This window comes from Streptomyces sp. NBC_00820 (assembly GCF_036347055.1).
Taxonomy (GTDB): Bacteria; Actinomycetota; Actinomycetes; order Streptomycetales; family Streptomycetaceae; genus Streptomyces.
The window spans coordinates 1675231-1700304 of sequence record NZ_CP108882.1; the positions used below are offsets into that span (position 1 = coordinate 1675231).

Genomic DNA, 25074 nt, shown 5'->3' on the forward strand with positions numbered 1-25074 from the left:
CACCGCTGCACGAGGAACCGATGCCATGGTGCAGGTCCTGCGGCGCCTTCTGTCGGTGCGCGGGGCATCCGACGCCGTAGTGGCCGCCGCTCCCGCGGTTTCCCCCCGTGAGGTGTTCCGGCGGTTCTGGCCCTACACCCGCGGTGGCCGGCGCTGGCTGGTGCCCGTCGTCGTGTTCAGCCTGATCGGGCCCGTCGTCGACGGCGCCGAGATCTGGCTGTTCAAGATCGTCGTGGACGACGTGCTCGTCCCCCGGGACCTGGGGCCGTTCCTCTGGATCGCCCCGGCCTATCTGGGGCTCTTCCTCTGCTCCGGCCTGGTCGGATTCGCCGACGACGTGACCGGCACCTGGGTCGGCGAACGCTTCCTGCTCTCGCTCCGCTCCGATGTCTACCGGCACGTCCAGGGCCTGTCGCTCGGCTTCTTCGAGCGCCGCCGGCTCGGGGACGTGCTGTCCCGTGTCACGGGGGACGTGGACGCGGTCGAGACGTTCCTGCTCTCCGGGGTGGCCGACGCGCTCTACTACGTGATCCGGCTGGGCGTCTTCCTCGGCCTGCTGTTCTGGCTGCGCTGGGACCTGACCCTGCTCACGCTCGTCGTCGTGCCGCTGTTCTGGGGGGCGGCACGGCACTTCTCGGGGCTGATCAAGGAGGCGTCGCGGGAGCGCCGGCGCCGCAGCGGCTCGATCAGCGCGATCGCCGAGGAGTCGCTCGGCAATGTCGCCCTGGTGCAGGCGTACAACCGGCAGGGGTGGGAGCAGCGCCGGTTCGACGAGGAGAACACCGGCCGGTTCCGGGCGGCGATGGCCTCGGCGCGGATCGGCGCCCTGTACGCACCCGTCGTCGAGTTCATCGAGGTGGCCGGGGCTCTCGCGGTGATGGGGATGGGCACCTGGGAACTGACGCGGGGCCGGCTCACGCTCGGCGGGCTGCTGGTCTTCCTGGCGCTGATCGGCAACCTCTACGGTCCCGTCCGCGACCTGTCCCACCTCGGCACCACGTTCTACGCGGCCTCCGCCTCGGCGGAACGCATCATCGAGCTGCTGGACCAGCGGCCCTCGGTGGCCGAGACCCCGGGCGCCCGGCGGACCGGCCGGGCGCGGGGCGACGTGCGGTTCGACGGCGTCTGGTTCCGCTATCCCGGCGGGGAGCCCGCGCGGGCGAAGCCGGGTGCGGTTCAGGCGCCCTGGGCGCTGTCGGACGTGTCGTTCCATGTGGCACCCGGCCAGACACTGGCGCTGGTCGGGGCCAGCGGCGCCGGCAAGTCGACCGTCGCGAAGCTGCAGCTGCGCTTCTACGACCCCGACCGGGGGGCGATCCTCCTCGACGGGACCGACCTGCGCGAGCTGCGCCTGGCCGACGTACGGGAGAACGTCGCGGTGGTGCTCCAGGAGACCCTGGTCTTCCACGGCACCGTGCGGGAGAACATCGCCTACGGCCGGCCGGAGGCGACCCAGGCGCAGATCGTCGCGGCGGCCCGCGCGGCGGACGCGCACGCGTTCGTCGAGCGGCTCCCGGACGGTTACGACACGCTGGTCGGCCAGCGCGGCCGTACGCTCTCCGGCGGGCAGTGCCAGCGCCTCGCGATCGCCCGGGCGATGGTCCGCGACGCGCCCGTGCTCCTGCTCGACGAGCCGACCACGGGGCTGGACGTGCGGTCGGGCAGGCGGATCATGGAGCCGCTGCGGCGGCTGATGGCCGGGCGGACGACCGTCGTGATCTCGCACAACCTGCTGACCGTGCGCGAGGCCTCCCGGATCGTGGTCCTCGACCGCGGCCGGGTCGTCGAGGACGGCACCCACGACGAACTGCTGGCGCGCGACGGGACGTACGCCCGCCTCCACCGCCTGAACGGCACCCCCGGTCCGAGGGCGCCGGGAAAGGTGCCGCCATGAGCGAGGCACCGCCCCTGCCGCCGGGCGCGCGACCGGTCCGCGGGTACGAGGTCCTGGTGCATCTGACGCGGACCGGCTGGCTGGACGTGTACGACACCTGGAGCGAGGAGCGCCGCTGCCGTTGTGTGCTCAAGGTGGTGCGTCCCGGCCGGCGCGGGGAGGCGCGGCTGGGCGAGCGACTGCTGCGGGAGGGCCGGTGGCTGCGGGAGTTCACGCATCCCCATCTGGTCCGCGCGTACGAGGTGTTCGAGGTGCCCGAGCCGTCGGTGGTCCTGGAGACGCTGACCGGTGAGACGCTGGCCCGTCTGATCGGCCGGCTCCGCCGCCGCCCGGCCGCGGCCGACGTGGCACTGCTCGGGGTCCAGCTGTGCTCGGCGGTCCACTACCTGCACCGCCGGGGCCTGCTGCACCTGGACCTCAAGCCGTCCAACGTGGTGGTGGAGCGCGGGCACGCGAAGGTGCTGGACCTGAGCGTCGCGCGGCCTCCGGGACCGGCGCCCGCGGGTGTCGGCACGTGGCGTTACCGGGCGCCGGAGCAGGAACGCGGCGCGACGCTCACGGCCGCCGCCGACGTCTGGGGCATCGGCGTCACCCTCTTCGAGTTCGCCTGTGGTGACACGCCGTTCGGGCGGGGCGCGGGCACGGCGGAATCGTGCGGGGCAGACGCGGCGGAATCGTGCAGGGGAGGCACCGTGGGTTCCTGCACCGGGGGCACTGAGGGTTCCTGCTGCACCGCGGGCAGTGCGGAGTCCCGCGCCCGTGACCCGAAGGGGACAGGCGCCGGCGGTACGGAGGAGTCCTGCGAGTCGTGCGAGTCGTGCGAGTCCTGCGAGTCGTGCGAGTCGTGCGAGTCCTGCGGCGGTGATCCGGGCGGCCGGTGGCCGTGTGCGGCGCTTCCCGCCCCGCCGGTCGCCTCCCGCAGACGTCTCGCGCCCGCCCTCGCCGCCGCCGTCGACAGCTGCCTGCGCGCCGACCCGTCCGACCGGCCGGCCGTCGCCGAGCTGGCCGCCGCCCTGGACGCGGCGCTGCCGGAGCCGTACCGCGCGTCCCAGGCCCACGCCTGAGCCGTACGCGAGTGGCCGGACGGCACAGGACCCGACCCGACCCGCGTCCGGCCGTTCGCGCCCGTGCCCCTCCCCCGGCTCACGCCTCCCGGGTCTGCACCTGTCCGATCTCCAGCTCGGCGGTGGCGAGGACGGTGCCCCCGGGGGACGTCAGGCGGACTCCGGTGACCGACGACGGGGCGACGGAGACCGCGACACCCCAGCTGCCGCGCCCGTCGCGCACGGCGAAGTCACCGGCCCGGACGGCCGTGCCGTCGGAGCGTTCGAGGTAGCACCTGACCTTGCCGGTGTACGAGGAGTGGGGACCGGTGAGGCCGACGGTCACGAACATCCAGCCGGGGTTCCCGGGGTGGGCGTAGACCTCGCCGACGGCCCGGGCTCCGCCGGAGGCCGGGGCCAGCAGGTCCCCGACCAGCACGGGCTCGGTCTCCACGGCGGGGGCCGGCGAGGCCGTGATCTCCTGGACCGCGGTGCTGATCCCCCAGCCGGCCAGCCCGCAGCCGATGGCGAACGCGGCCACGACGGACGCCAGCCGCACCCGGGCCCGGCGGACCCTGCCGTACGGGCTCCGGTGGGCCGCCGGGCGCGTCTGCGCACGGCCCTCGTGCGCGGTCGCGGTCGCCGTCCTGACCAGCCGGCGGGTCACCCGGGACTCGAACCCGGGCGGTGGCTCGCGGTCCGGGAGCAGGCCGATCAGCCGGTCGCCGGCCAGGGTCAGCTGCTCGACGTACTCCCGGCAGTCCGCGCACCGCTCCAGGTGTGCGACGGCTTCGGCCCGCTCCCGCCCGGGGAGCACGCCGAGCGCCAGTTCGGCGCCGTTCTCCCGCAGCTTCGCGCAGGTGACGTCATCGGCCATGGTCGCCTCGCTTCGGAGACGTGAGCGTGGCGCGCAGCTTGGCCATCGCGGTCCTGATGCGCGTCTTGGCGGTACCGAGCGGGATGTTCTCCCGGTCGGCGATCTGCTGGGCCGTCATGCCGTAGATGCCGGCCATCACCAGGGCCCGGCCCTGTTCCCGGGGCAGCCGGGCCACGGCTGCCCGTACCCGGGCGGAGGCCTCGTCGGCCAGCGCCCACTGCTCGGGGGTGTCGCTGACGGCGTCGAGGAGCGCGTCGAGTTCCTCCGGGGCGACCGGCTCGGTCCGCCGGGAGCGGAGGGCGTCGACGGCGAGGTTGTGCGCGATGGTCGTCAGCCAGGTCGCCACCGAACCGCGGCGCGGGTCGTAGACCTGGGCATGGCGCCACGCTCGCTCGAACGTCTGCTGGGCGATGTCCTCGGCGAGCTGCGGGTCTCCGGTGACGGCGATGGCGACACCGAAGACCTTGTGCTGGAACCTCCGTACGAAGCCTGCCGCGAGTTCCGGGTCGCCGGTGGCGAGTCCGGACAGCAGAGCCTCGTCCGGGAGGCGGCCCACCGGGAACCGGATCCCCTGCATACCTTCATATACGGTGCGCCCCCGCCCAGAGATTGCCCGGTCACCGCGGCGGAAGATCACCTTCCCATTGTCCGCCCGCCCGGCCGGCACCGCCCGTCAGTGGCCGTGCCGGGCCCAGTGGCCGTACCGGGACCAGTGGCCGTGCCGGGCTCAGTGGGTGTTCTGGGCCAGTCGCAGCAGGTGGTCGGCCAGCGCCTGGCCGCCGACCGGGTCCCGGCTGATCAGCAGCAGCGTGTCGTCGCCGGCGATCGTGCCGAGGATGTCGTGCAGTTCGGCCTGGTCGATGGCCGAGGCGAGGAACTGCGCGGCCCCGGGCGGAGTGCGCAGGACCACCAGGTTGGCGGAGGCCTCCGCGGAGATCAGCAGCTCCTGGGACAGGCGCCGCATCCGCTCCTCCTTCGCCGACCCCCCGAGCGGTGCGCGGGGCGTGCGGAAGCCGCCCTCGCTCGGCACCGCGTAGATCAGGTCGCCGTCGGTGTTGCGGATCTTGACCGCGTTCAGCTCGTCGAGGTCCCGGGAGAGCGTCGCCTGGGTGACGTTCAGCCCGTCGTCGGCGAGCAGCTTCGCCAGCTGGCTCTGCGACCGCACCGGCTGCCGGTTGAGGATGTCCACGATCCGCCGGTGGCGCGCGGTGCGGGTCTGCGGCACGGCGGGCCCGGCGCCCGCGGCCTGCTCATGGTCCTGCGCCTGGCTCATCGTCGTCTCATTCTCCGGCTCGTCCGTCCCCACCGCTTGTCTCGAGGATGCCGGGCAGCGCCTGGAGGAACGCACCGGCCTCGTCGTCGCGGAGGTTGAGCGGCGGCATGAGCCGTACGACGTCGGGGGCGGGCGCGTTCACCAGGAATCCGGCCTCCTGGGCCGCCTGCTGCACCTCGGCTGCGTGCGGTCCGGTAAGCACGATACCCAGCAGCAGGCCCGCGCCCCTGACGTGGTCGATCATCGGGTGGCCCAGAGCCTCGATTCCCTCGCGCAGCCGCTCGCTCTGCCGCTTGACGTTCTCGAGCAGCTGCTCGTCCGCGAGGGTGTCGAGGACGGCGAGGCCGGCCGCGCAGGCGACCGGGTTGCCGCCGAAGGTGGTGCCGTGCTGACCGGGCTCCAGCAGCTCGGCGGCGCGGCCGAAGGCGACGGTGGCGCCGAGCGGCAGACCGCCGCCGAGCCCCTTGGCGAGGGTGACGACGTCGGGCAGCACGCCTTCGTGGGCCTGGTACTCGAACCAGTTGCCGGTGCGGCCGACGCCGGTCTGCACCTCGTCCAGGACCAGCAGGGCACCGGTCGCGGCGGTGATCGCGCGGGCCGCCTTGAGATAGCCGGGCGGGGGAACGACGACGCCGTTCTCGCCCTGGATCGGCTCGATGATCACCATGGCCGTGTCGGGGGTGACCGCTGCGGCCAGCGCCTTGGCGTCGCCGTAGGGCACGTGGGTGACGTCGCCGGGCAGCGGCCGGAACGGCTCCTGCTTGCCGGGCTGGCCGGTGAGGGCGAGCGCGCCCATGGTCCGGCCGTGGAAGCCGCCGGTGGCCGCCACCATGTGGCCGCGCCCGGTCAGCCGGCCGATCTTGAAGGCGCCCTCGTTGGCCTCGGCGCCCGAGTTGCAGAAGTAGACCTTGCCGTCGCGGCCGAAGAGCTGGAGCAGCCGTTCGGCGAGGGCGACGGGGGGTTCGGCGATGAAGAGGTTGGAGACGTGGCCGAGGGAGGCGATCTGGGTGCTGACGGCCTCGACGATCGCCGGGTGGGCGTGGCCGAGGGCGTTGACCGCGATGCCGCCGACGAAGTCCAGGTACTCGTTGCCGTCGGCGTCCCACAGCCGGGCGCCCGCGCCGCGGACGAGGGGCAGGCGCGGGGTGCCGTAGTTGTTCATGAGGGCGCCCTGCCAGCGCGCGGTCAGCTCTGCGTTGGTCGCGGTCCCCGTCATGCCACGTTCCCCTTCTGCTCGTCGGGCTTCTGCTCGTCGGACTTCTGCTCGTCGGGCACGACCATCGTGCCGATGCCTTCGTCGGTGAAGATCTCCAGCAGGATCGAGTGCTGCACCCGGCCGTCGATGACGCGGGCGGTGCGCACGCCGTTGCGCACGGCGAACAGGCAGCCCTCCATCTTCGGCACCATGCCCGAGGACAGGTCCGGCAGCAGTTTCTCCAGCTGGGAGGCGGTGAGGCGGCTGATCACCTCGTCGCTGTGCGGCCAGTCCTCGTAGAGTCCCTCGACGTCGGTGAGGACCATGAGGGTCTCGGCGCCCAGCGCAGCAGCGAGTGCCGCAGCCGCCGTATCAGCATTGACGTTGTAGACATGCCCCGAATCACCCTCGTCCTTGCTCCGGGCGACGGAGGAGACGACCGGGATGCGGCCGTCGGCGAGCAGGGCCTCGATCGCGCCCGTGTCGATCTCGGTGATCTCGCCCACCCGCCCGATGTCGACGCGTTCGCCGTCGATCTCGGGCCGGTGCCTGGTGGCGGTGATGGTGTGCGCGTCCTCGCCGGTGAGGCCGACGGCGAGCGGGCCGTGCTGGTTGAGCAGCCCGACCAGCTCCCGCTGGACCTGTCCGGCGAGCACCATCCGTACGACGTTCATGGCGTCCTCGGTGGTGACGCGCAGGCCCGCCTTGAACTCGCTGACGATGCCGTACCGGTCGAGGGCCGCGCTGATCTGCGGGCCGCCGCCGTGCACGACGACCGGCTTGAGCCCGGCGTGCCGCAGGAAGACGACGTCCTGGGCGAAGGCTGCCTTGAGGTCCTCGTCCACCATGGCGTTGCCGCCGAACTTGATGACGACGGTCTTGCCGTGGTGGCGGGTCAGCCAGGGCAGCGCCTCGACGAGGATCTGCGCCTTGGGCAGCGCGGTGTGCTTCCGCGTCGGGGTGCTCATGAGCTGTACGCGCTGTTCTCGTGGACGTAGTCCGCGGTCAGGTCGTTGGTCCAGACGGTGGCGGTCTCGGCGCCGGCCGCGAGGTCGGCGACGACGTGCACCTCGCGGTAGCGCATGTCGACGAGGTCGCGGTCCTCGCCGACGCTGCCGTCCTTGCAGACCCACACACCGTTGATGGCCACGTTGAGCCGGTCGGGCTCGAAGACGGCGGACGTGGTGCCGATCGCGGACAGCACGCGGCCCCAGTTGGGGTCCTCGCCGTGGATCGCGCACTTGAGGAGGTTGTTGCGGGCGATGGAGCGGGCGACCTCGACGGCGTCCTCCTCGCTCGCGGCGTTGATCACCTCGACCTTGATGTCCTTGCTTGCGCCCTCGGCGTCGCCGATGATCTGCCGGCCGAGGTCGGCGCAGACCTCCCGCACGGCCTCGGCGAAGTCGTCGTGGACGGGCGTGACGCCGGAGGCGCCGGAGGCGAGCAGCAGGACGGTGTCGTTGGTGGACATGCAGCCGTCGGAGTCGACCCGGTCGAAGGTGACGCGGGTGGCGGCGCGCAGGGCCTTGTCCAGGTCCGCGTCGCCGAGGTCGGCGTCGGTGGTGAGCACGACCAGCATGGTGGCGAGGCCCGGTGCGAGCATGCCGGCGCCCTTGGCCATGCCGCCGACGGTCCAGCCGTCGCGGCTCACGACGGCCGTCTTGTGCACGGTGTCGGTGGTCATGATGGCGAGGGCGGCCTTCTCGCCGCCGTGCTCGGAGAGCAGACCCGCGGCCTTCTCCACGCCGGGGAGCAGCTTGTCCATGGGGAGGGTGACGCCGATGAGGCCGGTGGAGCAGACGGCGACCTCGATGGCGCCGCGCCCGAGGGCCTCGGCGGCCTTCTCGGCGGTGGCGTGGGTGTCCTGGAAGCCCTGGGGGCCCGTACAGGCGTTGGCACCGCCGGAGTTGAGGACGACCGCCGACACCTGGCCGCTCTTGAGGACCTGCTCGGACCAGAGCACGGGAGCGGCCTTGACGCGGTTGGTCGTGAAGACGCCCGCGGCGGCACGGCGCGGTCCGTTGTTGACCACGAGGGCCAGGTCGGGATTGCCGTTCTGCTTGATCCCGGCGGCGATGCCCGCCGCCGCGAATCCCTTGGCTGCCGTGACACTCACTGCGTCTCCTCGTTCGCTTCTCCGCCCGTGCAGCGCACCGGTGCGGCTTTCATGGTTGTCTGCGGCCCGGTGGCTGCACGTGCTCCCCCAGCTACCGCTGGGCGGTGCCCCCAGCTCACGGTGCGACTCCGATCGAGGAGAGCCCCAAGGTCTCATCGAGACCCAGGGCGATGTTCATGCTCTGCACGGCACCGCCGGCGGTGCCCTTGGCCAGGTTGTCGATGGCGCTGATCGCGACGATCCGGCCCGCCGCCTCGTCGTACGCCACCTGCACCTGGACGGCGTTGGAGCCGTACACGGACCCGGTCGCGGGCCACTGCCCCTCGGGGAGGAGGTGGACGAACGGCTCGTCGGCGTAGGCCTTCTCGTAGGCGGCGCGGACCGTCTCGGCCGTCGCCCCCGCACGCGCCCTGGCACTGCACGTGGCGAGGATGCCGCGGGGCATCGGCGCGAGGGTCGGGGTGAAGGAGACGGTGACCCGCTCCCCCGCCGCCGCGCTGAGGTTCTGGATCATCTCGGGGGTGTGCCGGTGGCCGCCGACGACGCCGTACGGCGTCATGGAGCCCATGACCTCGCTGCCCAGCAGGTGCGCCTTGGGCGCCTTGCCCGCCCCGGAGGTGCCGGACGCGGCGACGATCACCGCCTCGGGTTCGGCGAGCTGGGCGGCGTAGGCCGGGAACAGGGCCAGGGAGACGGCGGTGGGGTAGCAGCCGGGCACCGCGACGCGCTTGGACCCCTCCAGCGCGGCGCGGGCGCCCGGAAGTTCGGGGAGGCCGTAGGGCCAGGTGCCGGCGTGCGGGGAGCCGTAGAAGCGCTCCCAGTCGGCCGGGTCCCTCAGCCGGAAGTCGGCGCCCATGTCGACGACGAGGACGTCCGTGCCGAGTCGCTCGGCGACGGCGGCGGACTGCCCGTGCGGCAGCGCCAGGAAGACCACGTCGTGCCCGGCGAGGGCCTCGGCCGTGGTCTCGGCCAGCACACGGTCGGCCAGCGGCAGCAGGTGCGGCTGGAGCGCACCGAGCCGCTGACCGGCGTTGGAGTTCCCGGTCAGGGTCCCGATCTCGATCTCGGGGTGTGCCAGGAGCAGGCGCAGGACCTCTCCGCCCGCATACCCACTCGCTCCGGCAACCGCCGCGCGTACCGCCATGTCCACCCTCCTTCGGATGGCATGACTATACGTAGCCATGCACGTTTATGCAATGCCTGGTTGTGTGCCGCCCTGGACCGCGCCCCACCCGCACCCGGTTCCGGGGCGCCCCGGCGTCGTCGGCGCGCATGATCCGGCGGGGCGAGACGGCTCCCGGCGTGCGGCAGTCCGATGATCACCCGCACGCCCGCAGCGAGAACAGTGGTAATTCCGCAGGGTCTGTCGGCCGCGCCCGGCAGGCGAAGTGCGCGTTCAGGAAAAGGAGCCGGTCACGCGGAACTGAAAGGCGATGACATGGGCGGCAGGAGAAGGAAACCAGTTCAGTAGCAGCAGGTAAAGGGTGCCGCGACGGGCGCGGGCGAATTGCCACCAGACGCCGGCCACTGGCCACCAGCGGCGGCCCGTCCTGCCGCCGGGACACGGCGACCGCGGCGGAGGCGCCCCTCAAGCGGTGGCGTACGGTGCGCATGTTTCTCTGCTTCCATCGACCCTGCCGAAGCGCGTCGCGTTTCCGGTTCCGGATTCTGGAATCGGGCGATCGATTTTCCCCACCTCGGGAAACCCGGCATTTCCGGTGAGCGATTTCAAGGCGAAGCACTTCGCGGTGGCGTGGCCAAGGGGCGAGGCCGACAGGAGACCGCGGCCGCCCCCGTGCGTGCGAGGCCCGGGGCAGGGCACCTGCGCGACACGGGCCCCCGTAAGCTCGACGCCATGGATGCGCCGACCCCCTTTCCGGCGGTCCGGGAAGGGGCGGTGATGGGCGAGTTCTGGCCGGTGGCCGACGTGCTGGCCCATCTGGCCGGCCGATGGCGGGTGACCCGGGAGGTACGGGACCTGGCGGGCGACGACGCGGGGCGCTTCGAGGGCGTCACCGACTTCGTCCCGCTGCCCGACGGCGGACTGCTGCACGAGGAGTCCGGGACGTTCACCTGGCAGGGCGTGTCGCGGCCCGCGACCCGGACCCTTCGGTTCCTGCCCGGGGCGACGCCCGGCACGGCGGACGTACGGTTCGCGGACGGGCGGCCCTTCCACGACCTGGACCTGACCACGGGCCACTGCCTCGCCGGCCATCCGTGCGCGGCCGACTTCTACCGGGGCGAGTTCACCGTCCGGGACGCCGACCACTGGCGTACGGTCTGGCGGGTCGGCGGCCCGGCGAAGGACCTGGTGCTGACCACCGACTACGTGCGCGAGACCTGAGGGGACATCCCGTCGAGGCGGAGGCTCCAGCGGCCCGGGCGGCCCGTCACCGTGGTCGTCGACAGCGGGAGCACGTCTATGTTCCAGTAGCTGACGGGCGGCGCCTTCAGCGCGTACACCAGTGCCGCGCGGATCACCGAGGGCTCGGCGACCGCGACGATCCGGCCGCCGTCGCCCACCGGGCGGGTGTCGAGCCAGCCGCCGACCCGGGAGATGAAGGCCAGCAGCGGTTCACCGCCGTGCGGGCTGGAGCGCGGGTCGGCGAGCCAGGCGTCCACCGCCTCCGGCTCGCGGGCCATCGCCTCACCCAGCGTCAGACCGCGCCAGCGGCCCATGTCGCAGTCCCGCAGGGCGAGTTGGAGCAGCGGGGCGTAGCCGAGCGCGTCGCCGGTGGCGCGGCTGCGTGGCGTCGGGGAGCAGTAGCGCAGTTCGGCCGCCGCCAGTGGCAGCAGATACCCGGCGACGTACTGCACCTCGTCCCAGCCCGCCTGGTCCAGCGGCCGGTCGTCCTCGAAACGTTCCGCGAGCAGCGAGGAGCCGCGTGCGGCGGCGACGAACGTCACCCGAAGTGGCATGCCGTGATGGTGTGCCCCGGATGTGGGCGGGTCAAGAGCTGTTACCGGGCAGTTACTTGGGGTGTACGGACGCTCACTGTGGGCGCCCGGTCACCATCGGCGGGCCGTCACTGGAAGAGGTGCACCATCCACTGGTCAGGCCGCTCCAGCGGTGTGAAGCCCAGCTTCTCGTACACCCCGTGCGCGTCTTCCGTGGCGAGCAGGAAGCGCCGCAGCCCGTAGGGCCGCATGTGGTCCCGGACGAGGCCGACGAACGCCGTGCCGACGCCCTTGCCGCGCACCGAGGGGTCGACGTACACGTCGGCGAGCCAGGCGAACAGCGCCTGGTCGGTCACGACGCGCGCGTACGCCACCTGCTCGCCCGAGGCGGTGGCGTACACGCCGAAGTTCAGCGAGGACTCCATCGCCCGCTCATGTGTCTCGCGAGGGCGGTCGATCGCCCAGTACGCGCTGGTCGACAGCCAGCGGTGGACGCGGTCGACGTCGACGCGGGCGGTGTCGGCGGAGAACTCGTAGCCCTCGGGCAGGGCGGGCGCATCGCTCATGACGGGATCCTCGCAGGCGGGAGGGCCGCGGTCGAACCAATTCCCCCGCCGGTCACAGGCGTTGACGCGTCACCCGGTGCTGCCCGGCACGACTCGGTGCGGCACGGCCCGGCGCTGCCCCGCGCTGCCCGGCCTTGACACGTTTCCCACTCCGCCGTGTTGCCGACGTCGCCCGCGCCGGCCGTCAGCGCAGGTCCCGGAACACCTCGCCGCAGGCCGTCCGCAGCCGTCGTACCCCCTCCGCGATCTCTCCGGTGCCCGCCACCGCCGCGAAGCTCAACCGGATGTGGGCGGCGGGGGGTTCGGCGCTGAAGTAGGGGCGGCCGGGGGTGAGGGAGACGCCCGCGCGCAGCGCCGCGGCCGTCAGGGCCGTCTCGTCGGCGCCGTCGGGCAGGCGCAGCCAGAGGTGGTAGCCGCCGGACGGGATGTGCGGCAGGGCGAGTTCGGGCAGGTGTTGCGCGAGCGCGCCGGTCATGGCATCGCGGCGGGTCTTCAACTCCGACGACAGGGACCGCAGATGGCGTGGCCAGGCCGGGGAGCCGACGAGTTCGAGGGCGGCCTCCTGGAGCGGCCGGGGCACGAAGAAGGTGTCGACGATCTGAATGGCGCGCAGGCGTTCCAGCACCGGCCCGCGCGCGGCCAGCGCGCTCACCCGGAAACTGGGCGAGGTCGCCTTGGTCAGCGAGCCGACGTACACGACGACGCCGTCGGGGTCGTCGGCGGCCAGCGGGCGGGGCAGCGGGGCCGCGTCCGCGTGCACGAGATGGCGTACGAAGTCGTCCTCGACGACGAAGGCGCCCGCCGACCGTGCGATGCGCAGCACTTCGGCGCGGCGGCCGGGGGCCAGCACGGCACCGGTCGGGTTCTGGAACAGCGGCTGGCAGACGAACACCCTGGCGCCGCTGGCCCGGAAGGCGTCGGCGAGCAGGTCCGGGCGCACGCCGTCGGGGTCCACCGGGACCGGGACCGGGCGCAGGCCCGCCGCGCGGGCGATGGCCAGCATGCCCGGATAGGTGGGCGACTCGACCAGGACCGGGGCGCCGGGCGGGGCGAGCGCGCGCAGGGAGGTGGCGAGCGCGGACTGGCCGCCGGCCGCGATCAGCACCTCGGCGGCCGTGACGGCCCCGCCGATGCCGCGCGCGAACCACTCCCGCAGCTCCGGCAGCCCCTCCAGCGGGGGCCTGCCCCAGGCGCCCGGCCGCCGGCCGGCGCGGGCGAGCGCCGCGGCCATGGCCCGCTCGGGCTGCAGGGTGGGGTGCGGATAGCCGCCGTTGAACTCCAGGACGCCGGGCGGCGGCGCGGCGAGGCAGACGGTGACTCCGGAGGCGTCGACCGTACGCGGTACGAGGTCGGCGGTTCCGTCCGCGCTGAGGGCGACCTCCTGCCAGGAGGTGTCCCCGGCGGGCTCGGCGGTGGTGCGTGGCCGGGCCCGGAAGGCACCGGCCCCGGGCCGGGTCACCACCAGCCCCTCGGCGGCCAGCTGGGCGAGCGCCCGGGAGACCGTCACCGGACTCACCCGGAACCGCTCGACCAGGGCCCTGCTCGACGGCAGCTTTCCACCTGGCGAGTAGCGGTCCAGCTCTCTCCGCAGCTGTTCCGCCAACTCACCCACGCTGCTACGCTCTTGCATGAGAGCACAGAGTAGCGCTACTACGACCAGGCCGATAGCGGTCACCGCCGTCGAGCGCCGCGGTCTCGGTACCGCGCAGGCCGCCCTCGGCGTCGCCGCCTTCTCCCTCACCTTTCCCGCCACCGCCTGGGGCCTGGAGAGTTTCGGCCCCTGGTCGCTGGTGGCCCTCCGCAGCGTGCTCGCCGCGCTGGTCGCGGGCGGCTGTCTGCTGGCCGCGGGGACGTTACCGGCGGGCGGGTGCGGCCCCGGTCGGCGGGGGACGCTCCCCCGGCGCCGCGGGGCGGGGCTCCGGTCGGTACTGCCCGCCCGCCGGCATCTGCCGGGTCTCGCCGTCGTCGCGGCCGGGGTGGTGGTCGGCTTCCCGCTGCTGACCACGCTCGCGCTCCAGACGTCCACCACCGCGCACGCCGCGGTCGTGGTGGGCCTGCTGCCGCTGACCACCGCCGCCCTGTCCGCCCTGCGCATGGGCACCCGCCCCTCGCGCCGGTTCTGGACGGCGGCTCTGGCGGGCGCGGCTGCGGTGCTCGCCTTCACCGTCGCGCAGAGCGGCGGCGCCCTCACGGCCGCCGACGGCTACCTGTTCGGCGCGCTGCTGGTGTGCGCGGCCGGCTACACCGAGGGCGGCAGGCTCGCCAAGGTGATGCCCGGCTGGCAGGTCATCGGCTGGGCACTGGTGCTGTGCCTGCCGCTGAGCGTGCCGGGTGCCGTGCTGGCGCTGTCGTACGAGCCGGTGCGTCTGACGGGGTACGGGGTGGCCGGTCTGCTGTGGGTGGCGCTCGGCTCGCAGTTCCTCGGGCTGGTCGTCTGGTACCGGGGGATGGCGGCCGTCGGCATCCCCCGGGCCAGCCAGTTGCAGTTGGCTCAGCCGCTGCTCACACTGGTGTGGTCGGCGTTGCTATTGGGTGAGCACCTCACGGCGGCCGCTCCGCTGACCGCCGTCGCCGTGCTCGTCTGCATCGCCGTCACGCAACGGTCGTGACCGTGAGGAGGGCCTGACAGATGCGCGCATCCAAGGGCGATCACCTTGTTCAGCACGGCAGGGTGGTCGGCCAACACGACCAGGTCTCTGAAGTAGTCGAAGTGATGGGCACCGAGGGCAATCCGCCGTACCGCGTCCGTTTCGAGGACGGGCACGAGGCCGTGATGTCTCCCGGACCCGACTGTGAGGTCCGGCACGAGGAACATCACCAGGAAGACCAGAAGTAACCGACGGCGGGCAACCGACAGCGGTTCAGCGCGGTGGCCTCGCCGGCCTGCGGTAGTGGTCGGCGACCACCCGCGCCATCGCGCCGACGGGGTCCCTCGCCACGTCCCCGGCGGCGAAGAACACGTGCCCGCGCACCTGTGGATACCGGGCGGCGAGGGTGAGGTGCCGGGACAGCTCGGCCGGGTCCTGCCAGGCCGGCGGCTGCCCGGCGGCTCCCGCCTTGTACAGGGCCTCGCCGGCGTACAGGTGTGTCCGGGTCCCCTTGGCCACCGCCGCCCACCAGGCGAGGAGTACGGCGTAGTCGGCGGCGGCGAAGCCGATGTTCCAGTAGATCTGCGGGACGACGTAGTCGATCCAGTGCTCGCGGACCCACTTGCGGGTGTCCGCGTACAGGTCGTCGTACGTCTGCACGCCCGCCCGCGTGTCCGAGCCGCGGGGGTCGGTGACGGCGTTGCGCCACACCCCGAAGGGGCTGATCCCGAACCGGGTGCCGGGCCGGACCCGTCCGATGCCCGCAGCCATCTCCCTGACCAGCTTGTCGATGTTGTCGCGGCGCCACGCGGCCCGGCCGGCGAAGGCGCCGCCGTAGCGGTCGTAGGCGGCGTCGTCGTCGAAGGTCTGGCCGGCGACCGGGTAGGGGTAGAAGTAGTCGTCGAAGTGGACGGCGTCGACGGGGTACCGGGCGACCGCGTCGAGCATCGCCCGCCGTACGAAGGCGCGGACCTCGGGCAGGCCGGGGTTGTAGTAGAGCTTCCCGCCGTAGGTCACCACCCAGTCCGGGTGCCTGCGCGCGGGGTGCGCGGGGGTCAGGCGGCCAGGGTCGGCGTGGTTGGCGATCCGGTACGGGTTGAACCAGGCGTGCAATTCCAGGCCCCGGGCGTGGGCCTCCTCTACCGCGGTGCCGAGCGGGTCCCAGCCGGGGTCCTTGCCCTGCGTGCCGGTGAGGTACTCGGACCAGGGCTCGTACGGCGAGGGCCACAGGGCGTCCGCCGTGGGCCGCACCTGGAGGATCACCGTGTTGAGCCGGTCCCGGACCGCTCTGTCGAGGTGGTCGGTCAGTTCCCGGCGCTGCGCGGCGGCGTCGAGGCCCGGCCGCGACGGCCAGTCCCGGTTGTCCACCGTCGCCAGCCACACGCCCCGCATCCGCGCCGCCGCGCGCGGACGCGGGCCCCGCGGACCGTCCTGCGGTGCCGCCACCGCCTCCTGGGCCGCCACCGCCCCCTGGACCATCGCCGGCGTGGACAGCGCCGCCAGCGTGAACGCCCGCCGTGACATCCGCCTCATCGCACACCCCCATACGCTCCGGATCCGCGCCGTCACGGATCGTCCCGCGCATTAGGATGCCCCCCACCCGCCCGATCGATCATCGATACTTGGCGGTAACGTGCGAGCGGAGGCGGACGCCGAACCCGGTGTCCCGCCGATGCCGGAGAACCAGCGAAGGGAACGATGTGACGGGCAGCACGGACATTGCACGCGTCGGGGTCGTCGGCTGTGGTCAGATGGGCGCGGGCATCGCCGAGGTGTGCGCTCGTGCGGGGCTGGACGTGAAGGTCGCCGAGACCACCGGCGAGGCCCTGGAGATCGGCCGTACCCGGCTGTTCAACTCCCTGGCCAAGGCCGCCGAACGCGGCAAGATCAGCGAGGAGGAGCGGGACGCCTCGCAGGCGCGGCTGAGCTTCACCACCGACCTCGGCGAGTTCGCCGACCGCGACCTGGTCATCGAGGCCGTCGTGGAGAACGAGCAGGTGAAGACCGAGATCTTCCAGGTGCTCGACCAGGTGGTGACCCGCCCGGACGCGATCCTCGCCTCCAACACCTCCTCCATCCCGCTGGTGAAGCTGGCGGTCACGACCTCGCGCCCCGACCACGTCGTCGGCATCCACTTCTTCAACCCGGCCCCGGTGCAGAACCTGGTCGAGCTGATCCCGGCCCTCACCACCTCCGAGGGCACCCTGAGCCGGGCCCAGATCTTCGCCGAGAAGGTGCTGGGCAAGCACGCCATCCGCGCCCAGGACCGCTCCGGGTTCGTCGTCAACGCGCTGCTGGTGCCCTACCTGCTGTCCGCGATCCGCATGTTCGAGTCGGGCATCGCGAGCCGCGAGGACATCGACAACGGCATGGAGATGGGCTGCGCCCACCCGATGGGCCCGCTGCGGCTGGCCGACCTGATCGGCCTGGACACCATCGTCTCCATCGCCAACTCCATGTATACGGAGTACAAGGAGCCGCTGTACGCCGCTCCCCCGCTGCTCCAGCGCATGGTCGAGGCGGGACGGCTGGGCCGCAAGTCCGGCTCCGGGTTCTACAACTACGGCTGATGACAGGCTTTCGCGATCGCGGCTGACTACCGGCTGCGACGACTGCGGGCCCGGCACCGGACTTCGGTGCCGGGCCCGTCCGTTTCACACACCGTGTGCGCGCCGGGCCCGCATATGCCCCTCGCACACGCTCCCCACGCGCCCACCAGGCGAGTTGACTCTCCATGCACATGCAAGGGATGCGGAACCCGTGCATCCGACCATGGAAAGGAGTGGACCGTGACCATCGACCCGGAGCATCCCGTGGTTCACGGAGAACTCGCAGAGTTACGCCGCCGCCTCGACGTCGCCTACGCGCGTGTCGAGGGAGGGCTGGCCCTGCTCAGCCATCGCACCGAGGAGAGCGCCAAGGAACTGGACGAGCTGAACTCCCGCATGACGTCCCTGGAGCACACACGCTGGCCGCTCCCCTCGGTCGCCGCGCTCACCGCCTTGGGAGCGCTCGCCGTGGCCGTCTGGCAGGCCCTGGCCCGCTAGGGCCTCTCTTCCGGATCTTGCCGGGGTCGCGGGGTCTGGCACGCACTCCCCCAAGCTCTGCGAGCAGGGGGTACCCCCAGCGGCGTTGTCGTCACTCTCCCCCAAGCTCTCGGCTTCGCTCGAGCAGGGAGGGACCCCCATCGCGCCGCGTCGACTCCCTCCCCCGCCTTGCAGCCGCACGCACCAGACCCCGCTCGGGCCGGCCAGAAGGCACCGCAGACCGGAGCCGGCCTGATCCGGAAGAAAGACCCTAGCCCCGCGCGGGCCTGTCCTCTTCGGCGAGCCTGAGGTGGTGCAGCAGGAGTAACGCGGCCGCCATGTTGGCGGCCGGCACCTCCCCACGGGCGATCAGGTCGGGGACGACTTTGAGCGGGACCCATTCCCGGCGGTCCGACTCGAAGTCGTCCACGGGGTGACCGACGTACTCGCCGCGGTCCGACCAGTAGATGTGGTGCCGGGCGTCGGTGAGGCCGTTGGACGGCTCCACCGTCATCAGGTGGTGCAGGGGCCCCGGCCGCCAGCCGGTCTCCTCCTCCATCTCCCTGGCGGCCGCGCTCGCGATGTCCTCGCCGTCCTCCACGACCCCCGCGGCCAGTTCCCAGCCCCAGCTGTCGGTGATGAACCGGTGGCGCCACAGGAGCAGGACCTCGTCCGACTCGTTGACCACCGTGGCGACGGCGACCGGGCGCAGCCGGATGAGGAAGTGATCCAGGTGCCGGCCGTCCGGGAGCTCGACATCCGCGAGATTGACGCTGAACCAGCGGTTTGCGTACACAGTTTGTTCGTTCTGTTTCGTCCACTGCACGGTTCTGCCACCTTCCGACGAGTAAGTGGCAATATCGCAGCAGGGACTTCTTCGGGCCTACAGGGCGCGTGGACCTTGGAGGGGTACGCGCAGTGCTCCGTCGATGAGTTCGGCGGCTTCGGCGGTGCCGGCCGAGCCGCAGCGGGCCAGGTGCTCGCGTACCGCGCGGAGTCTGTCGCGCAGCCGCTGCGACTCCATCCCCCGGGCCTGCTCGGCCATCTGTACGGCCGTGGCCACCGCGTTCTCGGCGTTGCCCTGGCGCAGTTCGATCGTGCTGAGCATGGCGAGCCGGTGCACCCGGCCGCGGTCGTGCGCGGGGTTGTCGACCGCGGCGGCCGCGTGCTCCCGGGCCGCGGCGAGCTCCCCGAGGCTGAGTAGCGCCTCGGCCACCTGGACGTTGACCAGGCCCGGTTGGACGTATCCGGTTTCGTCGGGCTCGTGTCCGCGCCGGATGCGTTCGGCGGCCGTCTCCGCACGCCGGATGCAGGACAGCGCGCTGCCCGAATCGCCTAGGTGGGCGTACGCCTTGGCCTGCATCGCGTACAGGTCGGAGGCGAGGGCCGGGGTGATGTGCCGGCCGGCGGCGCGCAGCGCGGCCTCGGCGAAGGCGACGGCCTGCCGGTACTGCCGCATGAACAGCGACTGGTTGACCAGCAGGGCGATGACGTAGGCCCCCAGTCCCCTGTCCCCGCTGGCCTTTGCCAGTCTGAGCGCCTGGTGGAAGTAGCGCTGGGCGAGTCCGTGCGCGTCGGAGTCGTAGGCGCAGATGCCCGCGATGGCGACCAACCCGCCGGTGGCACGGTGCAGTTGACGGCCCGTCGCGTCGGTGTAGCTGCCGCGCAGCAGGGGGGCCGCCTCGGTGTTGAGGAAGCCGACGATCCGGGTGCGGGTCGCTATGCCGCCGGCCTTGCGGTACATCTGCTCGTAGTGGGCGCGGGCGGCGCGCAGCATCTCGATGTCGGCCGGGGTGACCCGGTTCCGGCCGCCGCGCGAGACGTCCACGTCCTCGGGCGGGTTCTCCCACTCCCACACCGGCATCACGGCGGGCGTGCCGGTCACGGCCGGCGCGCCGAGCACATGCGGGCGCTGCTGTTCGTCGGAACGCCACAGCGCGGTGGCCCGTTCCACGAAGCCGGACAGCGAACCGGCGAGCGCGGTGGCCGGCTCGCCGGGCACCCCCAGGCCGATGTCGTCCAGGGTGACCGGTCGTTGCAGGCGCGCGGCGAGCACCTCGCAGATCAGGTCGGGCACCTGGCCACGGGGCCGCTGGCCCTTCAACCAGCGGGCCACGGCGGTGTGTTCGTACCGGAGCGCGAGGCCGCGTCTGCGGCCCGCCTGGTTGACGTGGGCCGCGAGACCGGCGTGCGAGATCCCCGCCTCGTCCAGGATCGCGTCGAGCAGAGTGTTGGGCTGCATGAGTGGCCCCCGAGTGGCTTGGTGTCGCCAGCGTAGTGACTCCGGGTTCACACGGGGTGTGAACGGAATGCGCGCATCCGGAGCGTGCGCGCGCTGTCGCGGAACGTGGTGTGCCGGTTGACTGAGGTGCCTCGCGAGAGGACGGCCAAGCCGCCGGCTCCCCCTCCTGAAGCGGCGGCTTGGCCGGGCGCGGCTGCCCGATGTGACTGCCCGACATGGCTGCCCGGCGCGGCTGCCCGATGTGGTCAGCCGCGCGTCGCGGACCGGGGACCGGTGGGAGCCGGTCGTGCCCGCGCGGCGGAGTCGTACACGTCGCCGTCCCGTGCCTCCGGGCCCGGGGCCTGCCTTCGGTCGTTGCGCAGGACCAGGACGGCGACGTCGTCCGTGGGACGGCGGCCGCCCGTATGGCCCGACAGAGCCTCGAAGACCGCCCGGAGCACCGTCTGCGGCGTCTGCGGCGTCTGCGGTGTGGCCGGCTGCCCGCTTACGATCTCGCGCAGCGCTGCGGGCAGCGAGAAGAACCGCCCCCTGGAATCCCTCGCGTCCTCCGCGCCGTCCGTGAAGAGCACCAGCGACTCGCCGGGCAGCAGGTGACCGCAGCGGTCGGGCCGCAGATCCGCCGGCAGCGGGAACGGGCCCAGGGGCGGCAGCGGTTCGGCGTCGGTGAGGGGCTCCACGCGGGTGCCACTGAGCAGGTACGGCCAGGGGTGGCCGCAGTTGAGCGCGCGCACCTCGCCGTCGTGGGCGATCTCCAGGAGCAGGAGGGTGACGAACTCCTCGGCGACCGGCGGCCCGGGGTCCCGGCCGTTCGCCGGATGGTCGGCGCGGGATCGCTCGCGCAGATGGCGGGCGTGGGCCCGCTCCAACCGCCCCAGCACGCGCCCGAGTTCGGGCTCGTCGTGGGCGGCCTCGCGGAAGCTGCCCAGCACGGCGGCGACGGTACCGAGGGCCGCGAGTCCATGGCCGCGTACGTCACCCATGATCACGCGGACGCCGTACTCGGTGGCCACGGCCTCGTACAGATCACCGCCGATGCTCGCACCCCGCTCGGCCGACAACTGGGCGGCGGCCACGTGCAGTCCGTCGAGACGGGGCGGCGGGGGCCGCAGCAGCACGCTCTGGGCGGCGCCAGCGACCCTGCGGGCCTGCCGGAGTTCCCGCAGCAGGGCGCGGCGGACCTGGCATATGAGACCCGTACCGACCACGAAGAACACGGTGCTGGTGACGACGCGCGCACCGAGCCCCTGCTGCTGGGCGAGCGGGCAGCCCACCGGATAGGCGACCGCCACACCACCCCAGACCAGGGGCAGTACGGCGCTCCGTGCGGTGGGTGTCTGTGCCGTGATGCGGATCATGCCACTGGTCCCCCATGTGGACGCCGGCAATGCAGACGGACCGGCCCCGAAAGGCCGGTCCGATTCTGTTCACACGCGTGGCCGGAAAGAGCCGGATCACGCCCGACTCCCACCCGATCGAGTGATCTCCGGCGGGCCGGACCGCATTTATGCGGCGCACGGCGGCGGCAGCCCGCCGGAGGCCGGGAAACCGTGCGGCCGGCCGCGGAGAACCCGCGGCCGGCCGACGAACGCGAACCCGGGGGCGATCAGCCCCGGAGCACGGCCCCGGTCCGCTCACCCGCGAGCGCCACGGCGGCGTCCCGGGCGGCCGACGCCTCGTCGACGGTCAGCGTCCGGTCGGCCGCGCGGAAGCGCAGCGCGTACGCCAGCGACTTCTTCCCGTCGCCCAGCTGCGCGGCGTTCTCGTACACGTCGAACAGCCGGATGGACTCCAGGAGTTCACCCGCGCCCTCACGCAGCGCGGCCTCGACCTCCACGGCCGGCACCGGCTTGTCCACCACGAGGGCGACGTCCTGCGTCGCGACCGGGAAGGAGGAGATGGACGGCGCCTGCGGGGTGCCGTCACCGGCGACCTCCAGCGCGTCCAGGTCCAGCTCCATCGCGCAGGTGCGCTCGGGCAGGCCCAGCGCCTTGACGACCCGCGGGTGCAGCTCGCCGGCATGGCCGACGACCTTCTCCGCGCCGTCGGCGACGACCGCGAACTCGGCGCAGCGGCCCGGGTGCCAGGGACCGTACTGGCCCTTGCGCACGATCAGGTCGGCACCGGCCTCACGCGCGACGGCACGCGCCGCCTCGATCGCGTCGGCCCAGTCGGCCGGGCGGCCCTTGCCCCACCAGCCGGCCTGCTCGCGGGCGCCCGCGAGGACGGCCGCGACGTGGCGCGGCTGCTCGGGCAGCGCGGCGTTCAGCTCGGCGATCTCCTCGTCGGTGGGACGCCGGTCGACCGTGAGGTGCACGCCGGCACGCTGCTCCTCGCGGGGCTGGAAGACCAGGCCCGTCTCGAACAGTGCCAGGTCGTGCGAGCCGCGGCCGTCGTTGCGCCGCAGAGCGCCGAGCAGGCCCGGCAGCAGCGTCGTACGGAGCGCGGGCTCCTCGTCGTTGAGCGGGTTGGCCAGCTTGACGACACGCCGGGCGGGGTCGTCCTTCTCCAGGCCGAGCTGGTCGAAGACCTGCTCCCCGACGAACGGGTAGCTCGGCGCCTCGATGTAGCCCGCGCCGGCCAGCGCCCGGCCCACCCGGCGGTGCAGCCGCTGGTGGCGGGTCAGGCCACGCCCCGAGGGGAGCTTGGGCAGCGTGGAGGGCAGGTTCTCGTAGCCCTCCAGCCGGATGACCTCTTCGGCGAGGTCGTTCGGCTCGGTCAGGTCGGGCCGCCAGGACGGGACGGTGACGGTGAGCTCGTCCTGCCCGATGACGTCGCAGCCGATCTCCTGGAGGCGGCGGACGACGGTCTCACGGCCGTAGACGACGCCCGCGACCTGGTCCGGGTGACCGGCCGGCATGACGATCGTGCGGGGCGCGGAGGCCGCGAGGACCTCGGTGACGCCCGCCTCGGCCGTGCCGCCCGCGAGCAGGACCAGCAGGTCCACGGTCCGCTGGGCGGCGGCCGCGGCGGCCCGCGGGTCGACGCCGCGCTCGAAGCGGCGGGACGCCTCCGAGGACAGCTTGTGACGGCGGGCCGTACGGGCGATCGAGACGGCGTCGAAGTGGGCGGCCTCGATGACCACGTCCGTGGTCGAGTGCGCCTCGTCGTCGTGGTCGGCGATCTCCGTGTCGGCGCCGCCCATGACACCGGCGAGGCCGATCGGGCCGCGCTCGTCGGTGATGACCAGGTCCTCGGCGTGCAGCTTGCGCTCGACGCCGTCGAGGGTGACGAGCTTCTCGCCCTCCGCGGCCCGGCGCACGCCGATCGTGCCCTCGACCAGCTTGCGGTCGTAGGCGTGCAGGGGCTGGCCCAGCTCCATCATCACGTAGTTCGTGACGTCGACGGCGAGCGAGACCGGGCGCATGCCGACCTTCTGCAGCCGGCGCCGGAGCCAGATCGGGGAGCGTGCCTCGGGGCTCAGACCGGTGACGGTGCGCGCGGTGAAGCGGTCGCAGCCGACGGGGTCGGAGACCTGGACCGGGTGGCCGAAGGCGTTCGGGGCCGGTACGTCGATCAGGGCAGGGTCGCGCAGCGGCAGGCCGTAGGCGATGGCGAGCTCGCGGGCGACGCCGCGCAGGGACAGGCAGTCGCCGCGGTTGGCGGTGACGGCGATGTCCAGGACCTCGTCGACCAGCTCCAGCAGCTCGATGGCGTCGCGGCCGGTCTCGGTCTCCGGCGGCAGCACGATGATGCCGTGGCTGCCGTCGTCGCCCATGCCCAGCTCGTCGCCCGAGCAGATCATGCCGTGGGAGGTCCTGCCGTACGTCTTGCGCGCGGCGATCGCGAAGCCGCCGGGCAGCTCGGCGCCGGGGAGGACCACGACGACCTTGTCGCCGACGGAGAAGTTGCGGGCGCCGCAGACGATCTCCTGGGGCTCACCGGTGCCGTTGGCGGTGCCGACGTCGACGGTGCAGAAGCGGATCGGCTTCTTGAAGCCCTCCAGCTCCTCGATGGTCAGCACCTGGCCGACGACGAGCGGCCCCTTGAGGTCGGCGCCGAGCTGCTCGACGGTCTCGACCTCGAGGCCTGACGAAATGAGCTTGGCCTGGACGTCGCGCCCGGTCTCCGTCGCCGGCAGGTCGACGTACTCCCGCAGCCAAGAAAGCGGGACCCGCATCAGATCTCCATCCCGAACGGCCGGGTGAACCGGATGTCACCCTCGACCATGTCTCGCATGTCTTCGACGTTGTGGCGGAACATCAGCATCCGCTCGATGCCGAAACCGAAGGCGAACCCGCTGTACTTCTCCGGGTCGACGCCGCAGGCGGCCAGCACCTTGGGGTTGACCATGCCGCAGCCGCCCAGCTCGATCCAGCCCTCGCTGGAGCAGGTGCGGCAGGGGCGGTCGGGGTTGCCGACGGACTCGCCCTTGCAGACGTAGCAGAGCATGTCCATCTCGGCGGACGGCTCGGTGAAGGGGAAGAAGTTCGGCCGGAGCCGGGTCTTCATGCCCTCGCCGAACAGCGCCTGGACCATGTGGTCGAGGGTGCCCTTGAGGTCGGCCATGGTCAGGCCCTCGTCGATGGCGAGCAGCTCGACCTGGTGGAAGACCGGGGTGTGCGTGGCGTCCAGCTCGTCCGTGCGGTACACGCGGCCCGGGCAGATCACGTACACCGGCAGCTCACGGCTGAGCAGGGAGCGGATCTGGACGGGAGAGGTGTGGGTGCGCAGTACGACGCCGGACTCGGTGCCGCCGCGCTCGCCGCGCACGAAGAACGTGTCGGCCTCGCCACGGGCCGGGTGGTCCGGGCCGATGTTGAGGGCGTCGAAGTTGAACCACTCGGCCTCGACCTCGGGGCCCTCGGCGACCTCGTAGCCCATGGCCACGAAGACGTCCTCGATGCGCTCCGAGAACGTGGTCAGCGGGTGCCGGGCGCCGGCCGGGACGCGGTCGTACGGCAGCGTGACGTCGACGTCCTCCTCTACCAGCACGCGGGCGTCCCGCTCCGCCTCCAGCTCGGCCTGGCGGCCGCCGAGCGCCTTGTTCACGGCGCCGCGGGCCTGCCCCACCAGCTTGCCGGCGGCGGCCTTGGCGTGCGGGGGCAGCGCGCCGATCTCGCGGTTGGCGAGAGCCAGCGGCGAGGTGCCGCCGGTGTGGGCGACCTTGGCCTCCTGGAGCGCGTCGAGGGTGCCCGCGGCGGCGAAGGCGGCGAACGCCTCGTCCCGCATGCGCTCGATCTCTTCCGGTTTCAAGGCCTCGACCTCTACAGGGTCGTACGACTTATTCGGTGCCGACATCTCTTCCCGTGCTTCCGATTGGCTGGCTGAAGGTCCCCGTCACGGCTCGTGGGCGGAACCCGTCTGGTCCGTCCGGTCCGTCCGGCGTCAGTGGGACACAAAGGTGCCAAAGGCCGAG

Annotated in this window: 23 protein-coding genes; 7 read left to right on the plus strand and 16 right to left on the minus strand. The window is 72.7% G+C overall.

Annotated features, from left to right (window positions below; genetic code table 11):
• Positions 1-25 precede the first annotated feature (25 nt).
• Positions 26-1894 carry an ABC transporter ATP-binding protein gene (locus OIB37_RS07695; RefSeq protein ID WP_330456771.1) on the plus strand — a complete coding sequence of 623 codons (1869 nt, stop codon included), beginning with the start codon at positions 26-28 and terminating at the stop codon, positions 1892-1894.
• A complete protein-coding gene (locus OIB37_RS07700; RefSeq protein ID WP_330456772.1) occupies positions 1891-2958 on the plus strand; it encodes a serine/threonine-protein kinase in 1068 nt (355 codons plus the stop codon). The genes OIB37_RS07695 and OIB37_RS07700 overlap by 4 nt, the downstream gene beginning before the upstream one ends.
• 79 nt (positions 2959-3037) lie before the next feature.
• Here the strand turns inward: OIB37_RS07700 and OIB37_RS07705 are convergent, their stop codons facing one another.
• From OIB37_RS07705 to argC, 7 genes are all read right to left on the minus strand, one after another.
• On the minus strand, positions 3038-3814 hold the full coding sequence (locus tag OIB37_RS07705) for a hypothetical protein (RefSeq protein WP_330456773.1): 777 nt from the start codon (positions 3812-3814) through the stop codon (positions 3038-3040).
• Positions 3804-4391, minus strand: coding sequence for an RNA polymerase sigma factor (locus OIB37_RS07710; protein ID WP_330456774.1), 588 nt, complete (start codon positions 4389-4391; stop codon positions 3804-3806). Before OIB37_RS07710 ends, OIB37_RS07705 begins: the two co-directional genes overlap by 11 nt.
• 150 nt (positions 4392-4541) lie before the next feature.
• Positions 4542-5087, minus strand: coding sequence for an arginine repressor (locus OIB37_RS07715; RefSeq protein WP_330456775.1), 546 nt, complete (start codon positions 5085-5087; stop codon positions 4542-4544).
• A 7-nt stretch (positions 5088-5094) separates the two neighbouring features.
• Positions 5095-6303, minus strand: a complete 1209-nt coding sequence (locus OIB37_RS07720; protein ID WP_330456776.1) for an acetylornithine transaminase — start codon at positions 6301-6303, stop codon at positions 5095-5097.
• Positions 6300-7250, minus strand: coding sequence for an acetylglutamate kinase (gene argB / locus OIB37_RS07725; protein WP_330456777.1), 951 nt, complete (start codon positions 7248-7250; stop codon positions 6300-6302). The genes OIB37_RS07720 and argB overlap by 4 nt, the downstream gene beginning before the upstream one ends.
• Entirely contained in the window at positions 7247-8398 is a 1152-nt protein-coding gene (gene argJ / locus OIB37_RS07730; protein WP_330456778.1) for a bifunctional glutamate N-acetyltransferase/amino-acid acetyltransferase ArgJ, read from the minus strand. Before argJ ends, argB begins: the two co-directional genes overlap by 4 nt.
• 115 nt (positions 8399-8513) lie before the next feature.
• Positions 8514-9542, minus strand: a complete 1029-nt coding sequence (gene argC / locus OIB37_RS07735; protein WP_330456779.1) for an N-acetyl-gamma-glutamyl-phosphate reductase — start codon at positions 9540-9542, stop codon at positions 8514-8516.
• Positions 9543-10298: 756 nt separating this feature from the next.
• On the opposite strand from argC, the gene OIB37_RS07740 reads away from it, so the two are divergent.
• Entirely contained in the window at positions 10299-10742 is a 444-nt protein-coding gene (locus tag OIB37_RS07740) for a DUF6314 family protein (RefSeq protein ID WP_330461789.1), read from the plus strand.
• Here OIB37_RS07740 and OIB37_RS07745 read toward each other — a convergent pair.
• The 3 genes from OIB37_RS07745 to OIB37_RS07755 all read right to left on the minus strand — a co-directional run bounded on the left by OIB37_RS07745 (position 10724) and on the right by OIB37_RS07755 (position 13492).
• Positions 10724-11317 carry a histidine phosphatase family protein gene (locus OIB37_RS07745; protein WP_330456780.1) on the minus strand — a complete coding sequence of 198 codons (594 nt, stop codon included), beginning with the start codon at positions 11315-11317 and terminating at the stop codon, positions 10724-10726. The two genes, OIB37_RS07740 and OIB37_RS07745, sit on opposite strands and share 19 nt — an antisense overlap.
• A gap of 107 nt (positions 11318-11424) precedes the next feature.
• A complete protein-coding gene (locus OIB37_RS07750) occupies positions 11425-11862 on the minus strand; it encodes a GNAT family N-acetyltransferase (protein WP_330456781.1) in 438 nt (145 codons plus the stop codon).
• Between the two features lie 184 nt (positions 11863-12046).
• Positions 12047-13492 carry an aminotransferase-like domain-containing protein gene (locus tag OIB37_RS07755; protein WP_330456782.1) on the minus strand — a complete coding sequence of 482 codons (1446 nt, stop codon included), beginning with the start codon at positions 13490-13492 and terminating at the stop codon, positions 12047-12049.
• Here OIB37_RS07755 and OIB37_RS07760 point away from each other — a divergent pair.
• Positions 13491-14471, plus strand: coding sequence for a DMT family transporter (locus OIB37_RS07760; protein WP_330456783.1), 981 nt, complete (start codon positions 13491-13493; stop codon positions 14469-14471). The two genes, OIB37_RS07755 and OIB37_RS07760, sit on opposite strands and share 2 nt — an antisense overlap.
• A gap of 20 nt (positions 14472-14491) precedes the next feature.
• Positions 14492-14698, plus strand: a complete 207-nt coding sequence (locus OIB37_RS07765; RefSeq protein ID WP_330456784.1) for a DUF1918 domain-containing protein — start codon at positions 14492-14494, stop codon at positions 14696-14698.
• Between the two features lie 25 nt (positions 14699-14723).
• On the opposite strand, the gene OIB37_RS07770 is transcribed toward OIB37_RS07765, so the two are convergent.
• Complete coding sequence (locus OIB37_RS07770) at positions 14724-15983, minus strand: glycoside hydrolase family 10 protein (RefSeq protein ID WP_330456785.1); 1260 nt, start codon at positions 15981-15983, stop codon at positions 14724-14726.
• A gap of 167 nt (positions 15984-16150) precedes the next feature.
• Between OIB37_RS07770 and OIB37_RS07775 the strand changes: the two genes are divergently transcribed.
• Positions 16151-17020, plus strand: coding sequence for a 3-hydroxybutyryl-CoA dehydrogenase (locus OIB37_RS07775; protein ID WP_330456786.1), 870 nt, complete (start codon positions 16151-16153; stop codon positions 17018-17020).
• A gap of 219 nt (positions 17021-17239) precedes the next feature.
• Entirely contained in the window at positions 17240-17497 is a 258-nt protein-coding gene (locus OIB37_RS07780) for a hypothetical protein (protein WP_330456787.1), read from the plus strand.
• A 250-nt stretch (positions 17498-17747) separates the two neighbouring features.
• Here the strand turns inward: OIB37_RS07780 and OIB37_RS07785 are convergent, their stop codons facing one another.
• The 5 genes from OIB37_RS07785 to pheS form a co-directional block, all read right to left on the minus strand.
• Positions 17748-18302 carry an NUDIX hydrolase gene (locus tag OIB37_RS07785; RefSeq protein ID WP_330456788.1) on the minus strand — a complete coding sequence of 185 codons (555 nt, stop codon included), beginning with the start codon at positions 18300-18302 and terminating at the stop codon, positions 17748-17750.
• A 57-nt stretch (positions 18303-18359) separates the two neighbouring features.
• Positions 18360-19718, minus strand: coding sequence for a transcriptional regulator (locus OIB37_RS07790; RefSeq protein ID WP_330456789.1), 1359 nt, complete (start codon positions 19716-19718; stop codon positions 18360-18362).
• A 245-nt stretch (positions 19719-19963) separates the two neighbouring features.
• Entirely contained in the window at positions 19964-21073 is a 1110-nt protein-coding gene (locus OIB37_RS07795; RefSeq protein ID WP_330456790.1) for a PP2C family protein-serine/threonine phosphatase, read from the minus strand.
• A 248-nt stretch (positions 21074-21321) separates the two neighbouring features.
• Positions 21322-23835 carry a phenylalanine--tRNA ligase subunit beta gene (gene pheT / locus OIB37_RS07800; protein ID WP_330456791.1) on the minus strand — a complete coding sequence of 838 codons (2514 nt, stop codon included), beginning with the start codon at positions 23833-23835 and terminating at the stop codon, positions 21322-21324.
• Positions 23835-24956, minus strand: coding sequence for a phenylalanine--tRNA ligase subunit alpha (gene pheS, locus OIB37_RS07805; RefSeq protein WP_330456792.1), 1122 nt, complete (start codon positions 24954-24956; stop codon positions 23835-23837). Before pheS ends, pheT begins: the two co-directional genes overlap by 1 nt.
• Between the last annotated feature and the right edge of the window lie 118 nt (positions 24957-25074).

What these genes read in the sequence shown, in the direction of transcription:
- OIB37_RS07695 (WP_330456771.1), top strand. Translation starts at nt 26, where the DNA reads ATGGTGCAGGTCCTGCGGCGCCTTCTGTCGGTGCGCGGGGCATCCGAC.
- OIB37_RS07700 (WP_330456772.1), top strand. Translation starts at nt 1,891, where the DNA reads ATGAGCGAGGCACCGCCCCTGCCGCCGGGCGCGCGACCGGTCCGCGGG.
- OIB37_RS07705 (WP_330456773.1), bottom strand. Translation starts at nt 3,814, where the DNA reads ATGGCCGATGACGTCACCTGCGCGAAGCTGCGGGAGAACGGCGCCGAA.
- OIB37_RS07710 (WP_330456774.1), bottom strand. Translation starts at nt 4,391, where the DNA reads ATGCAGGGGATCCGGTTCCCGGTGGGCCGCCTCCCGGACGAGGCTCTG.
- OIB37_RS07715 (WP_330456775.1), bottom strand. Translation starts at nt 5,087, where the DNA reads ATGAGCCAGGCGCAGGACCATGAGCAGGCCGCGGGCGCCGGGCCCGCC.
- OIB37_RS07720 (WP_330456776.1), bottom strand. Translation starts at nt 6,303, where the DNA reads ATGACGGGGACCGCGACCAACGCAGAGCTGACCGCGCGCTGGCAGGGC.
- argB (WP_330456777.1), bottom strand. Translation starts at nt 7,250, where the DNA reads ATGAGCACCCCGACGCGGAAGCACACCGCGCTGCCCAAGGCGCAGATC.
- argC (WP_330456779.1), bottom strand. Translation starts at nt 9,542, where the DNA reads ATGGCGGTACGCGCGGCGGTTGCCGGAGCGAGTGGGTATGCGGGCGGA.
- OIB37_RS07740 (WP_330461789.1), top strand. Translation starts at nt 10,299, where the DNA reads ATGGGCGAGTTCTGGCCGGTGGCCGACGTGCTGGCCCATCTGGCCGGC.
- OIB37_RS07745 (WP_330456780.1), bottom strand. Translation starts at nt 11,317, where the DNA reads ATGCCACTTCGGGTGACGTTCGTCGCCGCCGCACGCGGCTCCTCGCTG.
- OIB37_RS07750 (WP_330456781.1), bottom strand. Translation starts at nt 11,862, where the DNA reads ATGAGCGATGCGCCCGCCCTGCCCGAGGGCTACGAGTTCTCCGCCGAC.
- OIB37_RS07760 (WP_330456783.1), top strand. Translation starts at nt 13,491, where the DNA reads ATGAGAGCACAGAGTAGCGCTACTACGACCAGGCCGATAGCGGTCACC.
- OIB37_RS07755 (WP_330456782.1), bottom strand. Translation starts at nt 13,492, where the DNA reads ATGCAAGAGCGTAGCAGCGTGGGTGAGTTGGCGGAACAGCTGCGGAGA.
- OIB37_RS07765 (WP_330456784.1), top strand. Translation starts at nt 14,492, where the DNA reads ATGCGCGCATCCAAGGGCGATCACCTTGTTCAGCACGGCAGGGTGGTC.
- OIB37_RS07770 (WP_330456785.1), bottom strand. Translation starts at nt 15,983, where the DNA reads ATGAGGCGGATGTCACGGCGGGCGTTCACGCTGGCGGCGCTGTCCACG.
- OIB37_RS07790 (WP_330456789.1), bottom strand. Translation starts at nt 19,718, where the DNA reads ATGCAGCCCAACACTCTGCTCGACGCGATCCTGGACGAGGCGGGGATC.
- OIB37_RS07795 (WP_330456790.1), bottom strand. Translation starts at nt 21,073, where the DNA reads ATGATCCGCATCACGGCACAGACACCCACCGCACGGAGCGCCGTACTG.
- pheT (WP_330456791.1), bottom strand. Translation starts at nt 23,835, where the DNA reads ATGCGGGTCCCGCTTTCTTGGCTGCGGGAGTACGTCGACCTGCCGGCG.
- pheS (WP_330456792.1), bottom strand. Translation starts at nt 24,956, where the DNA reads ATGTCGGCACCGAATAAGTCGTACGACCCTGTAGAGGTCGAGGCCTTG.